Annotated in this window: 11 protein-coding genes and 1 tRNA gene; all 12 read left to right on the top strand. The window is 48.0% G+C overall.

Translation table 11 applies throughout. From position 1 onward, the window contains the following. Positions 1-169 precede the first annotated feature (169 nt). Positions 170-1,240, top strand: a complete 1,071-nt coding sequence (locus CHK_RS12710) for a DNA recombination protein RmuC (RefSeq protein ID WP_052740584.1) — start codon at positions 170-172, stop codon at positions 1,238-1,240. Between the two features lie 90 nt (positions 1,241-1,330). Continuing rightward, positions 1,331-1,407: transfer RNA gene (locus CHK_RS12705), tRNA-Pro, on the top strand. 234 nt (positions 1,408-1,641) lie between these two features. Further along, a complete protein-coding gene (pckA, locus tag CHK_RS12700) occupies positions 1,642-3,246 on the top strand; it encodes a phosphoenolpyruvate carboxykinase (ATP) (protein ID WP_046444454.1) in 1,605 nt (534 codons plus the stop codon). A gap of 220 nt (positions 3,247-3,466) precedes the next feature. Next, positions 3,467-3,973, top strand: a complete 507-nt coding sequence (locus CHK_RS12695; protein WP_046444453.1) for a hypothetical protein — start codon at positions 3,467-3,469, stop codon at positions 3,971-3,973. A 177-nt stretch (positions 3,974-4,150) separates the two neighbouring features. Continuing rightward, positions 4,151-5,200 carry a site-specific integrase gene (locus CHK_RS12690; protein WP_046444452.1) on the top strand — a complete coding sequence of 350 codons (1,050 nt, stop codon included), beginning with the start codon at positions 4,151-4,153 and terminating at the stop codon, positions 5,198-5,200. 536 nt (positions 5,201-5,736) lie between these two features. After that, on the top strand, positions 5,737-6,705 hold the full coding sequence (locus CHK_RS12685) for an ABC transporter permease (protein ID WP_046444451.1): 969 nt from the start codon (positions 5,737-5,739) through the stop codon (positions 6,703-6,705). Beyond that, positions 6,702-7,643, top strand: a complete 942-nt coding sequence (locus CHK_RS12680; protein WP_052740583.1) for an ABC transporter permease — start codon at positions 6,702-6,704, stop codon at positions 7,641-7,643. The genes CHK_RS12685 and CHK_RS12680 overlap by 4 nt, the downstream gene beginning before the upstream one ends. A 55-nt stretch (positions 7,644-7,698) precedes the next feature. Beyond that, on the top strand, positions 7,699-8,721 hold the full coding sequence (locus CHK_RS12675; RefSeq protein ID WP_200896538.1) for a sugar ABC transporter substrate-binding protein: 1,023 nt from the start codon (positions 7,699-7,701) through the stop codon (positions 8,719-8,721). A 120-nt stretch (positions 8,722-8,841) separates the two neighbouring features. Then, positions 8,842-10,365 carry a sugar ABC transporter ATP-binding protein gene (locus tag CHK_RS12670; protein ID WP_131925034.1) on the top strand — a complete coding sequence of 508 codons (1,524 nt, stop codon included), beginning with the start codon at positions 8,842-8,844 and terminating at the stop codon, positions 10,363-10,365. Between the two features lie 14 nt (positions 10,366-10,379). Then, complete coding sequence (locus CHK_RS12665) at positions 10,380-11,201, top strand: sugar phosphate isomerase/epimerase family protein (protein WP_160295677.1); 822 nt, start codon at positions 10,380-10,382, stop codon at positions 11,199-11,201. A gap of 22 nt (positions 11,202-11,223) precedes the next feature. Next, complete coding sequence (locus CHK_RS12660; protein WP_046444448.1) at positions 11,224-12,264, top strand: LacI family DNA-binding transcriptional regulator; 1,041 nt, start codon at positions 11,224-11,226, stop codon at positions 12,262-12,264. Positions 12,265-12,355: 91 nt separating this feature from the next. Then, a complete protein-coding gene (locus CHK_RS12655) occupies positions 12,356-13,150 on the top strand; it encodes an SDR family NAD(P)-dependent oxidoreductase (protein ID WP_046444447.1) in 795 nt (264 codons plus the stop codon). Positions 13,151-13,305 lie beyond the last annotated feature (155 nt).

Below are 13,305 nucleotides of genomic sequence, written 5' to 3'. Positions count from 1 at the left end.
AAACCGATGAAAAGAAAACAACGGCTTTCTTCTGAAAGCCGTTGTTTTTTGTTGCTTTTGCTGCCGGGCGGGCAAACTGGATTGCAGGAGAAAAAGCCGCAGGAATAATTCATTGTATTTACCATTATTTTGCGGATGGGTATGGTATCATAGAAAAGAGGTGTTTATTATGAATGAAACTGCAATGATTTTAACAGGATTTGGAATACTGATCGTACTGTGCATCGTATTGATCGTGCGTCAGGGGAAAAAGACGACGGACGAAACAAAGCTGCGGCTGGAAATTTCGAATCAGTTTCAGATATTGTCCGGTATGATGATGGATATGGTCAATAAAACGGCAAGCGCGAATAACGGGAGCGTAGAGCTTTTGCGGCGCGCCGTGGAGAAAAAACTGGGCGAGATACAGCATTCGGTAGACCAAAAGCTGGATACGACGCTGAAAAGCGGGCTCACAACCTCGTTCCAGCGCGTGAACGAACAGCTCCGCCAGGTTTATCAGAGCATGGGAGAGGTGCGCGCCCTTACCGACGGGATCGGAGATTTGAAGGGCATACTCGCAGGGGTTAAGACGAGGGGCATATGGGGGGAAGTGCAACTGTATAAGCTGCTGTCCGATTTTCTCTCGCCGTCTCAGTTTGAAGAAAATGCACGGATAGAACAGGACAATTCCGTTGAGTTTGCAGTGCGGATGCCGCGCGAAGAGGGCGGGGACGTGCTGCTTCCCATCGACTCAAAATTTCCGATGGACCGTTACGCAAGGGTGCTTGCGCTGAGCGACGCGGGAGATCAACAGGCTCTTGCCGCGGCGCAAAAGGATTTCGTGCAGGCGGTACTCGCAGAAGCCAAAAAAATCAGCGATAAATATATCCATCCGCCAAAAACGACAGACTTTGCAATTATGTTCCTGCCATCCGAGGGGCTGTACTCAGAGATCATTCGCCTGGGGCTTGTGGATAAGCTGCAAACTAAATACCGTGTGATGATCACCGGGCCGACTACGCTGAGCGCTTTTTTGACCAGCCTGCAGACCGGCTTTCGTACGTTGTCCATCAAGCAGCATTCCGCAGCCATTATCGACATGCTGGGTGGAATAAAAACCGAATTTGAAACCTTTGCGGCAATGATACAAAAGACGCAAAACTCACTCAATGCTGCGCAAAACCACCTGGAGACCGTACAAAAGCGGTCCATCCGTATCCAAACCAAACTTTCGGATGTGGATGGCCTTGAATTATAAGAAAAATTGTCTTAAATTATAAGAAAAAAGGATTGTATCTTTGATTAAAATTTGATAAAATATTATGGTGCCGGAGAAGGCATCATATATCTGGGTGTGGCGCAGTTTGGTAGCGTGCTTGAATGGGGTTCAAGAGGTCGCAGGTTCAATTCCTGTCACCCAGACCATACTGATCGGCGGTAGCAGTTCTGAACATTTTTATTTGGATAGTGGAATTGTTACCGTTTTTTGATACAGTAAACAGGTTTTTATATATGCTTTCGGCAACTCCGCAAAGGGTGCGTTATTTCCGGTTTTATTGGGAATTCAGGCTGTTTGGGAGTTGACATTATATTCACAAAGTTAGATAATAAAAAGACTACAATATTTTATTAAGCTATTAGGAAAGCGAGGGTGTAATAATGGCAAATATTGATTTAAGTAAGTATGGAATTACAGGCGTGAAGGAGATTGTTCGCAATCCTTCATATGAGATGCTATTCGAAGAAGAGACGAAACCGGGCCTGGAGGGTTTTGAAAAGGGCCAGGAAAGCGAGCTTGGCGCGGTAAACGTTATGACCGGTATCTATACTGGGCGTTCACCGAAAGACAAATTTATTGTCATGGATGAGAATTCAAAGGACACTGTATGGTGGACCTCTGATGAGCAGCCCAACGACAATCGCCCGCTCAGTGAGGAAGCATGGAAAACAGCAAGAGAAATTGCTATGGAAGAGCTTTCAGGCAAAAGGCTGTTTGTGGTAGACGCATTCTGCGGCGCCAATGCGGATACCCGTATGTCAATCCGTTTTATTATGGAGGTTGCATGGCAGGCGCATTTCGTTACGAATATGTTTATTACGCCTTCGGCAGAAGAATTGGAAAATTTCGAGCCGGACTTTATTGTATATAACGCTTCCAAGGCAAAGGTAGACAACTACAAAGAGCTGGGCCTGAATTCTGAAACAGGCATACTGTTCAACCTTACCAGCCGCGAGCAGGTTATTTTGAATTCATGGTATGGCGGCGAGATGAAGAAGGGCATGTTCTCCATGATGAATTACTATCTGCCGCTTAAGGGTATTGCTTCGATGCACTGCTCGGCAAACACCGATTTGAATGGTGAGAATACCGCAATCTTCTTCGGACTTTCCGGTACAGGCAAGACCACGTTGTCCACGGATCCGAAGCGCCTTCTGATCGGAGACGACGAGCACGGCTGGGATGATAAGGGCGTCTTTAACTTTGAAGGCGGCTGCTACGCAAAGGTGATTGATCTGGACAAAGAATCTGAACCGGACATCTACAATGCAATCAAACGCGATGCGCTTCTGGAGAACGTTACGCTTGACGCAAACGGCAAGATCGATTTCACAGATAAGAGCGTGACGGAAAATACGCGCGTGTCCTATCCGATCGACCACATCAAAAACATTGTAAAACCTGTTTCTGCGGCTCCGGCGGCAAAGGATATCATTTTCCTGTCGGCAGATGCGTTCGGCGTTCTTCCTCCCGTATCGATCCTGACTCCGGAACAAATGCAGTATTACTTCCTGTCCGGGTTCACGGCGAAACTTGCCGGTACGGAGCGTGGAATCACAGAACCGACGCCGACCTTCTCGGCCTGCTTCGGCAAGGCATTTCTGGAGCTGCATCCGACAAAGTATGCGGAAGAACTTGTTAAGAGGGCAAAACAGAACAATTCAAAGGCATACCTTGTTAACACTGGCTGGAATGGTTCAGGAAAACGTATCTCCATCCGCGATACCCGTGGCATCATTGATGCGATCCTGAACGGCTCTATTGCAAAGGCGCCGACGAAAAAGCTGCCTTACTTTAACGTTGAGATTCCAACAGAGCTTCCAGGCGTAGATACGAACATTCTTGATCCGCGCGACACCTACGCAGATGCTGCCGAGTGGGAAGCAAAAGCAAAAGATCTGGCACAGCGCTTTATCAAGAACTTTGCAAAATATGAGGGAAATGAAGCAGGAAAAGCACTTGTTTCCGCTGGCCCCCAATTATAAGATTAAAACAAAAAAACATATCGCAATTCAGCGGTATGTTTTTTTGTTGCTTTAAAAACACTGCCCGTAGTAATGGCACAAGGCCAAGACGGGCGCTGTAAGCAGGTACCGGTATTGGCCTGAGAACCAAAAGGCAAACTATGCGTATGCCTGTGGTTATGTTAAAATGATATTGACATCAGGGGTTGCTGTGAAAAGAATGCGGGTAAGGGAGCAATAGATGAGAAAAGACAGTTTTGAAATTGAAGGCAAACGATACGTTACAACCAAAGTAATGGCCGGGTTTTGGGACGTTAAGCAGGGGACGGTTGCGGATTATTGCAAAAACGGGCTCGTGAGCGGAGCATTTAAAGATTCGAGCAACCGCTGGATGATTCCGAACGACGCGAGGAAACCGCCGGATAAAAATGCTCTTGCACAGATTTTATGGCTCGTACTGCAGTTGAAAAATAATCCCGCGCAAACAGCGGATTTTACCGGAACAGGAGTAAGGGCGGAAAACGTTCTGGAGTTGTTCCGTTATCTGGAAAGATTATCGATGGTAAATCCGGGCTTTGAAAAGTACGATGCTGATGAAATTCCTTACAAAGTCTCCCTGACGCAAAAGGGAATGGATTTTGCGCGTATGGCTTCCGGCAAACAAAGCAGCGTGAAAGCAAAGGATATTTTGCAGCTCATAACGGCGTTTGCCAAACTGGCAGGCGATATTGCCGGGAAACTGTCATAAACCGAAAAGCGGAGTTTGCGTGAAACCCGGATATTAAAAAAGGCAGGAACATACAGGCGCCCCTTGCATTTTTGGTACCTCCTGATTGAACTTCTTATATTTATGATCGAAAAAACAGTATCAAACCAGTATCGGACAAAAAAGTCCGACTATTTGAGTTGCCCAAGGAGGAGTAGTATGCCGGTTTATAAGGATAAGCAGCAAAATACATGGTATTGTAAATTTTATTATACAGACTGGAACGGAGTCAAAAAGCAGAAGATGAAACGCGGCTTTATGAGGCAAAAGGATGCGCGCAGCTGGGAGCGGGCCTATTTCGACAAGCTGCAAAAATCACCACAAATGACCTTTTCTTCCCTGACTGAGCTTTATTTGTCGGATATGAAAAACCGGTTGAAGCATTCCACAATGGAAAACAAGCGCCTGCTTGCAAGGACAAAGCTGTTGCCCTATCTTGGAGATATGCCCATCGGCGAGATCAAGCCAACGACCATCAGGCACTGGCAGAATGAACTGATCAAAAAAGGCTACGCGGCGACATACCTCAAGACGATCAATAACCAGCTTTCCGCGATTCTTAATTATGCGGTGAATTATTACGGACTCAGGGAAAACCCGTGCAGGCGGGCCGGAAGCATTGGAAGAAAAAGCGCGGACGCTATGAAATTCTGGACGAAGGATGAGTTTCTTGCGTTTAACAGCTTTTTTGAAAACGATAGCAGGACGCATCTGGCGTTTGCGCTTTTGTATTGGACGGGAATGCGTGTCGGAGAGCTTACCGCACTCACTGCAAAGGATGTGAAGGACGGGTATATCGACGTCAATAAAACATACCAGAGGCTGAACAAAAAGGACGTGGTCACCGAGCCTAAAACACCGAAAAGCAAACGGATGATTGCAATTCCGGATTTTTTGGAAGAAGAACTGAAACAATATATGGGCAGGCTTGAAAAACCGATGCAAAAGGAGCGGCTGTTTGCATTTACAAAATACTACCTGTATCATAAAATGGACATCGGATGCAGGGAGTCGGGAATCAAAAAAATCAGAATTCACGATCTTCGGCACTCGCACGCGTCTCTTTTGATCGAACTTGGATGCTCGCCGGTTTTGATCGCCGAACGTCTCGGCCATGAGGACATCAGGACAACGCTCAATACCTATGCGCATCTCTATCCGAACAAGCAGAGCGAAATCACAAAAAAGCTCGAATTATTAGTATCATAGCAGTATCAAAAAAACAGAAAGAAGCTGAAAAAACGCATTTTAAATGTGATTTTTCAGCTTCTTTTACTATTCCTTTACAATAGAATTAATTTATGCCTCCTTCTATCCAAATGATAGAATTTTTTTGTTTTTGATTTTTTATGATGCGAATAAAACGAAGAATGCCTGATAAAATAATTAATTCGATTTAACAACGGTTAAAAAAATAAACAGAGTAATAAACTTCAACAATTCATATAGTTTTTATCATAAAAGCGTGGAAACTAAGCATGATTTAGAGTTAATTATGCTTTTCATTAAGTTGGATTTAATATAACACAGCAGTAATACAATGTCAATAGATAATTTTAACGATTTAATAAAATTATTTTGGGATATATTGGAAAATATAGATAATAAGAAACACAATAATCATTTTAAGTAGAAATATCTGCTAAATCTATTTAGCGGATATTTTGCCTTTTGGGGGAAATCCGGCACCATTCCGGGATAAATTTCGTTAAATTTCAGCAACCGTGGTAAAGGAGTAGTGGGGAATGGATTTGCAAAACAGCAACAAAGCATGGACGGTTGTGAAAAAGCAGGGAATCATATTTGCACTGATTATTATTGTGCTGATATTTTCCTTTGCGGCAAAAGAATTTTTTACAGCCGACAACATCATTTTGATCCTGCGGCAGATTTCGATTGTGGGGATCATGGCGTGCGGAATGACCTATGTAATCATCGGGGGAGGAAATTTTGATTTATCGGTCGGCTCGCTTCTTTCGCTGACCTGCGTTCTGGCCATCAGCCTGCACGATACGCTTGGCCCGGTTCCCGCGATGCTGATTGCCGTTGCGGCAGGGCTCGCGAGTGGAATTGTGTCCGGATGGCTGGTAGGGTATTTAAGGCTCAATTCCATGATTGTTACGCTTGGTATGATGGGTATCCTGCAGGCGGTTGTATTGATTTATTCCGGAGGGAAGTACAGCTCGCTCAGCAACCCGGACGCTACATGGTTTTCCATGCTGGGAAAAGGCAGCCTTGGGGGAATCCCCGTGCCAATTATCATCTATGCGGGCTGCATCATTATTTTTGAAATAGTCCTGAAAAAGACGGTCTTTGGCAGGCAGCTTATGGCTGTGGGCGGGAACAGCACCGCCTGCCGCTTTACGGGGATCAATGACAAAAAGATTGTTATGATGACTTTCGTGTTATCCGGGCTGATGACTGCGGTTGCAGGAGTAATTTTGGGCGCAAGGGTTGGAGCAGCACAAAGTACGATTGGCGAGGGTTATGAATTTGACGTAATCACAGGCGTAATCCTTGGGGGGACGAGTCTTTTGGGCGGCAGCGGCAGCGTTGCGAAAACCTTTATCGGAGTGCTGATCATGGGCGTTTTGAAAAATGGATTTGTTATGATCGGATTTCCATATTACACACAGTGGATCGCCCAGTGGGTAATTATCATTCTGGTGGTATGGATTGATATCGCAACCAAAAGAAAGAAGGTGCTGGTATGAGTATGGCGTCGGTAAAGCAGTTTGCAAAAAGAAATACAATCCTGCCGATCATTGCGGTTTTTATCATTGCTTTCTCTATTTTTGTAAACGGATTCTTTAACGGGAACAATTTTGTCAATATTATCGAACAGAATTCTGCGGAAGGCATCATGGTGATAGGGATGACATTCCTGATTATCAACGGCTATTTTGACCTTTCGGTTGGAACGCTTATGGGGCTTTGCGCTTCGCTCGCGGTTGGACTGCAGCCGCTTGGCGTACTGCCGGCTGTGCTGATCGCTCTGCTGGTTGGTTTTGCGGTCGGCATGATCAACGGGCTTTTGGTGGCAAAGGTGGGCATTAACGCCTTTGTCGTAACGCTTGCCTCCATGCTCGGCGTAAGAGGCTTCCTGTACCTTTATACCCAGGAGCAGGCGATTGTGGGGATCAGCGACGCGTTTGGCGATTTTGGCTCCGGGAATTTTCTTGGAATTCCCAACCTGATTATTGTTTTCGCAGTACTTCTGGTAATCGCCCAGCTTGTGCTGCGGTATACAAAACATGGGAGGAACACCTATGCAACCGGCGGAAATGAAAACTCTGCTTCAAATGCGGGAATCAATACGCAAAAGACGACGATTATCAATTTTGTAATCTGCTCGCTTTGCGCTGCTGCGGCAGGCATTCTGTATGCGTCTAAAATGAACGCCGCAACGCCTACGCTCGGATGGCCGGATACAAACGTTATGGTAATCGCGGCGGTTGTACTCGGAGGAACAAAACTGGTCGGCGGATATGGAAATATGTGGTTTTCGCTTGGCGGGGTCATGACGATCGGAATCATTGAAAACGCGATGAATCTGCTGAATGTGCAGTCCTACTATAATACGCTGATTACTGGTGTGATACTGATTGTGGTGCTGTATCTGGATAAGATACTAAAGCCCAATACTGCTTAATTTTGCTTTGCCGGTATAAAACCGGTAAGGAATAAAAAATAAAAGGAGGGAGAACATGAAAAATTTGAAAAGGCTCGCTTTGGTGATTGCAATCGTTATGCTGATGGGGGTATTTGCAGCCTGCGCAGAAAGCCCCGAGGCGCAGGGCAGTACGGCTGCAAATACGGCGGAGGCAAGCGCTACGGTGCAGGAGGGCGAAAGCGGTGCGGGATCGTACAAAATCGGAAGCACTGCAAACAACGTCGGAACAGACACGTACCAGACGCAGCACGACAAAACTTTGCGGGAATACGCAGCGGAAAAAGGCGTTGACCTTGTGCAGCTTGACGCAACAGGCGACGTAACCAAGCAGATCAACCAGGTGGACGACCTGATTCAGCAGGGCTGCGACGTAATCATTATATGGCCCGTAAACGGTAAAGCGCTTGTGCCTGCGGCCAAAAAGGCGAGCGAGGCGGGCATTCCGGTAGTCATTGCCAATTCCAATATTGACGAATCCGGCTACGACTACATCAAGTGTTTCGTCGGGCCGGATAATGTGAAGGAAGGCGAGCTTGCCGGCGAAATGATGATGGAAGCATTTCCAAATGGGGCAAAAATCGTAGAAATTACAGGGCTGCCCGGATACACCACCGCCACGGAACGTTCGGAAGGATTCAGAAGTAAAATCGAAGGCAGCAACATTGAGATCGCAGATTCGCAGCCGGGAGACTGGAACAGGGAAAAGGCACAGCAGCAGATGGAAAATTTCCTGTTAAAATTCAGCGATATCGACGCGGTATACTGCGCGGACGACAATATGGCGATTGGTGCGATCAACGCGATTAAAGAAGCGGGCAGAATGGATCAGATCAAAGTAATCAGCTGTTGTTTCTTCGGAGACGACGAAGCGAAGGGGTATCTTGAAAGCGGAGAAATTGCAGGCTCAGTCCTGCAGTCGCCTATGACCGATGCAAAAACAACGCTGGACGTTGCTTTGCAGGTAGCGGCAGGGGAGGAAGTCGAGTTTTTCAGCTATATCGACACGCCAAAGGTAACGCCGGAAACGATCGGAACGATCGATCTCCCGGCATGGTAAGAAACTGAAACAGGGCAAAAAGCCGCCGGACGCGTTCCGGCGGCGCTGCCTGAATGAATTGGCATATAAACGGCAAGAGCCGGATGATAATAGATCGATAAGAAACCGGAGGAAATGGATATGAGCGAGAATACAGGAAATGGTTATGTGCTCGAAATGAACGACATCAGCAAAACGTTTCCGGGCGTTAAGGCATTGAGCCACGCCCGCCTGAACTTAAAATATGGCGAAGTACTGGCGCTCTGCGGGGAAAACGGAGCGGGGAAGTCAACGCTTATGAAGGTGCTTTCCGGCGTGCACCAGGCAGATGCGGATTCCGGAGAAATATTATATCAGGGTAAGCCGGTTCGTTACAGGAACCCAATGGAGGCAAAAGAGGACGGAATAATCCTGATATTCCAGGAGCTGTCGCTTGTGATGGACCTTTCCGTGGCAGAAAATATTTATCTGGGAAGCCTGCCGATGAAGCATGGCGTTGTAGACTGGAAAAAACTCAATACGGATGCGAAAACCGTACTGGAAAAGCTTGGATGCGAGGTGGATCCGAAAGCACCCGTAGCGGCACTGCCGATTGCCCAGCAACAGCTCGTAGAGATCGCGCGCGGAATTGCACTTGGGGCAAAAGTACTGATTCTTGACGAACCAACCTCATCGCTTACGGAAAAAGAAAAGGATTCGTTGTTCGAGAATATCAACAGCCTGAAAGCGCAGGGTGTTGGAATCGTCTATATTACCCACAAAATGGACGAGGTATTTGAAATCAGCGACCGGGTGCTTGTATTCCGGGACGGACAGCCTACGGGCGAGTTTAATACGAAAGATATTACGCTCGAGGATATCGTGCAAAGCATGATCGGGCGTACGCTTGACGATTATTTTCATAAAAGCCACGCTGTGCCGGGCGATGAAGTGATCCGTGTGGAAAAGCTTTGCCTGAAAGGCGTATATCAGGACATCTCCTTTCATGTTCGCAAAGGTGAAATCGTTGGATTGTACGGACTTGTGGGAGCGGGCCGTACAGAAATTGTAGAAACGATTTTTGGTATACGCAGGCCGGATTCAGGCGAGATTTACCTCAATGGAAAACAGGTGAAGATCAGGAACAGTGTCGACGCGGTACAAAAGCACCGCATTGGTTTTGTACCGGAGAACCGCAAGGAGGAAGGCCTCGTCCTCGATATGACATGCAGGGAAAACATCAGTATGGCAAAGCTTCCGTGGATTCGCAGGCACGGCTTTATCGATAACCAGAAAACGAAGGAAATTTACAATGAGTATCAACAAAAAATGAGCATAAGCTCCCCAAGCCCGGAGCAAAAGGTGGTCAACCTCTCCGGCGGCAACCAGCAAAAAATCGTAATCGCCAAATGGATGAGCATTTCACCGCAGCTGTTGATTCTCGACGAACCAACAAGGGGTATCGACGTCGGATCGAAGGCAGAGATACACAAGCTGATTGCGGAGCTGGCGGAGTCGGGAATCGCCGTGATTGTCATTTCGTCGGAGATGCCCGAGGTTATGGGCATCAGCAACCGGTTGATCGCGATCACACAAGGAGAGATCACTGCGGAATTCACGGGTGACGAGATTACAGAGGAAAACCTGATCAAGGCGATCACAATTACAGGCACAAAAGCGGTATGACGGAGGAAAAGGACATGAAACGATTTCAATTCGGGTTATGCGAATGGGCGCTTAAAGCCCGCGGGGCGGCGCTGTGCAAAATCGTATCCGAAGCAGGCCTTGAAGCGATCCAGCTTGGGATTGGAAAAGAGGCCTTGCGCGGGCAGGGCTTGCTTTGCAGGGAGCTTCAGGACGAATATATGGAAGCCGCGGAAAAATACGGATTGACGTTTACGTCGATTTCCATGACGGTGCTGGACCATATCAGTATGTGCGATCAAAATGATCCGGCTTCGCGCGAAAAAGCGATGGAACTCATTTTTGAAGGGATACGTATTGCCAAGCGCATGGGTATGCCCATGCTGATGTGTCCGTCCTTCAACAAAAGCGAGATCAGCGGAAAAAGCGCCTTTGAGATGACGGTGGAAAATTACAGAAAAATTTGCCGGGAGGCCGCGGCGCAGGGCCTTATGGTGACCACCGAAAACAATATGGGCGCGGAGGATATGCTTTCGCTGGTCAGGCTGGTGAACGCGGACAATTTCGGGATCTATTTCGACTCGCAGAACCATTACCTGAAATACAAGCTGTCCACGCCGGATTTATTTGAGATGCTCAAGGACGAGGTCTATGAAATCCATGTGAAGGACGGCAGGGGGAACGATCTGAGCGGAGCGCTTCTCGGAACGGGCGACACAGAGTTTTTCAAAACTGCGGAGAAAATTGTGAAGAGCAGCTATCGTGGATTTATTGTGATCGAAAATTATTATACGCAGCCACCCTTATCAACAAAAGGAAATTCACCCAAGCGGCTTCTTGCACAGGACGTAGAAACGCTGAAAAAAGCATTTGTATAAAAGCAGAAAGACTGGAAGCTTTATGGATAAAAACGTGGATGGCAAAAAAAGAATTACGATCAAAGACGTGGCGATGAAGGCCGGGGTAACGTCCGCCGTGGTGTCGCGCGTGTTCAATAAAGATAAAACGCTTAACATCAGGGAGGAAACGCGGCGCGCGGTAGACCAGGCCATTTTGGAATTGAATTACGCCCCAAACTCGGTTGCGAGAAGCCTGCGTATGCACTCCAGTAATATGATAGGCGTTGTGATCGCGGATGTTATGAATCCGTTTTTTACAGAGATCGTCAAAGGTATTCAGCTGGCAGCGCGTGAGGCGGGGTACGGAATCGTCCTGTGCGATACGGGAGATAATCCGGAGGAAGAAAAAGAGTATATACGAATCCTGCAATCACAGTTTGTGGAAGGTATTATCCTTGGATCAAGCTACGTTGAGGACGATGTGGTCAGGGTATTTGAAAAAAGCGATATCAAATATGTCATGGTGAACCGCGCCTCGGCGAACGCCAGCGCGCCTTATGTCCGCACGAACGATATAGGCGGAATGATGGATATGGTAGAGCATCTGGTGCAGATGGGGCACACAAAGATCGCCCACCTTTCCGGGCCGCTCTTTGTGGATACGGCAATCAGGAGGCTGGAAGGCTACCGCAAGGGACTGAAAAAAGCAGGAATCGAATACAATTCCGGATATGTGCTTGAAACAAAATATGACGAGGAGTCGGGCTACCGTGCATGCAAGGAGCTGCTGAAGCTGGAGGAAAGGCCCACGGCAATCTGTGCGGGCAACGATATGGTGGCGATCGGCGCGATGAGGGCAATTAAAAGCGAGGGGCTCTCAATCCCGGAGGATATTTCGGTGGCGGGATATAACGATATTTGGGTGGCGCCGCTGCTTGCCCCCTCCCTTACGACCATGAATACGCCATTGCTTGAAATGGGAGGGATTACGTTCAGGATGTTGCGGGATTTGATTAAGGGAGAACTGGACGTACAAAAGAAAATAACCCTTGAGCCGGAGCTGGTCGTGCGGGAATCCACAGGCCCCGTCCGGGAAAAATGACAGGAATATAACAATGACAGGGAACTAAAAAATACGGCAGCGGCATGCTGCCAAAAATCAAAAATAAAGAAAGTAAAAAGGAGGCAAAAAGATGAGTGAATTCAGGAGCGTGGAAGGCAAGGTAGCAATCGTAACAGGAGCGGCGCGGGGAATGGGCCGGGGCTGCGCGGAGGCAATGGCAGCGGAAGGCGTACATGTGGTAATCGCAGACCTGCTGCCGGAGGTACACGAGACATGGAAGGAAATCAAGGAGCAGTTTCCGGGAAACGAGGGGTACGGCGTGCAGCTTGACGTGTCGGATGAAGAAGCGGTAAAGGAAATGGTGGAAGGCGTAGTAAAGAAATTTGGCAGGCTGGATATCATCTACAACAACGCGGGGATGCACGCGGGAGCGGCGCATGTAGCGGATACGGACATGAAGGACGTTGACCGTGTGCTGGCTGTGAACTTCAAGGGGATATTCCACGGGTGCAAATATGCGGCGCAGCAGATGAGGAAACAGGGCTATGGGACGATCGTGAACACGGGCTCGTTCTTTGGAAAGGTGGGGCACGCGGGGAGCGCGACCTACGGAGCGTCAAAAGGAGCGGTGCACACGATGACGCAGGCGCTGGCGCTTGAAATGGCGCCGTACCATGTGAATGTGAACGCACTGTGCCCGGGGCTTGCCGCGACGGAAATGCACTGGGGGTTCATGCGCGAGGAAGCGCAGGAACGTGGAATGACGTTCGACGAGCTGAAGGAAGAGGAGCTTGATACGATCCCGCTGCACCGTTACGGATACGGGAAGGATTATGCAGGGGCAATTATGTGGCTGGCGTCGGAATCGGGCTCGTATGTGACGGGGCAGCTGATTAACATCAACGGCGGGATCGACTTTACCTGATCCGGCGCAGAAAAGGAAACAAAGGGAGGAAAAAGAAATGACATTAGGGACAATGGCGGTAGACCATGAGCAGAGGATCGATTACGACAAGCTGAGGAAGGACCGCCTGGAGAAAACGCGGGAGCAGATGAAAAAGGACGGGCTTGGAGCGGTGC

It is taken from the genome of Christensenella hongkongensis (genome assembly GCF_000981035.1).
In the GTDB taxonomy this organism is placed as follows: domain Bacteria; phylum Bacillota; class Clostridia; order Christensenellales; family Christensenellaceae; genus Christensenella; species Christensenella hongkongensis.
Note: the sequence above shows the minus strand (reverse complement) of the source record. Positions and strands in the feature narration are given on the sequence as shown.

What these genes read in the sequence shown, in the direction of transcription:
- CHK_RS12710 (WP_052740584.1), top strand. Translation starts at nt 170, where the DNA reads ATGAATGAAACTGCAATGATTTTAACAGGATTTGGAATACTGATCGTA.
- pckA (WP_046444454.1), top strand. Translation starts at nt 1,642, where the DNA reads ATGGCAAATATTGATTTAAGTAAGTATGGAATTACAGGCGTGAAGGAG.
- CHK_RS12695 (WP_046444453.1), top strand. Translation starts at nt 3,467, where the DNA reads ATGAGAAAAGACAGTTTTGAAATTGAAGGCAAACGATACGTTACAACC.
- CHK_RS12690 (WP_046444452.1), top strand. Translation starts at nt 4,151, where the DNA reads ATGCCGGTTTATAAGGATAAGCAGCAAAATACATGGTATTGTAAATTT.
- CHK_RS12685 (WP_046444451.1), top strand. Translation starts at nt 5,737, where the DNA reads ATGGATTTGCAAAACAGCAACAAAGCATGGACGGTTGTGAAAAAGCAG.
- CHK_RS12680 (WP_052740583.1), top strand. Translation starts at nt 6,702, where the DNA reads ATGAGTATGGCGTCGGTAAAGCAGTTTGCAAAAAGAAATACAATCCTG.
- CHK_RS12675 (WP_200896538.1), top strand. Translation starts at nt 7,699, where the DNA reads ATGAAAAATTTGAAAAGGCTCGCTTTGGTGATTGCAATCGTTATGCTG.
- CHK_RS12670 (WP_131925034.1), top strand. Translation starts at nt 8,842, where the DNA reads ATGAGCGAGAATACAGGAAATGGTTATGTGCTCGAAATGAACGACATC.
- CHK_RS12665 (WP_160295677.1), top strand. Translation starts at nt 10,380, where the DNA reads ATGAAACGATTTCAATTCGGGTTATGCGAATGGGCGCTTAAAGCCCGC.
- CHK_RS12660 (WP_046444448.1), top strand. Translation starts at nt 11,224, where the DNA reads ATGGATAAAAACGTGGATGGCAAAAAAAGAATTACGATCAAAGACGTG.
- CHK_RS12655 (WP_046444447.1), top strand. Translation starts at nt 12,356, where the DNA reads ATGAGTGAATTCAGGAGCGTGGAAGGCAAGGTAGCAATCGTAACAGGA.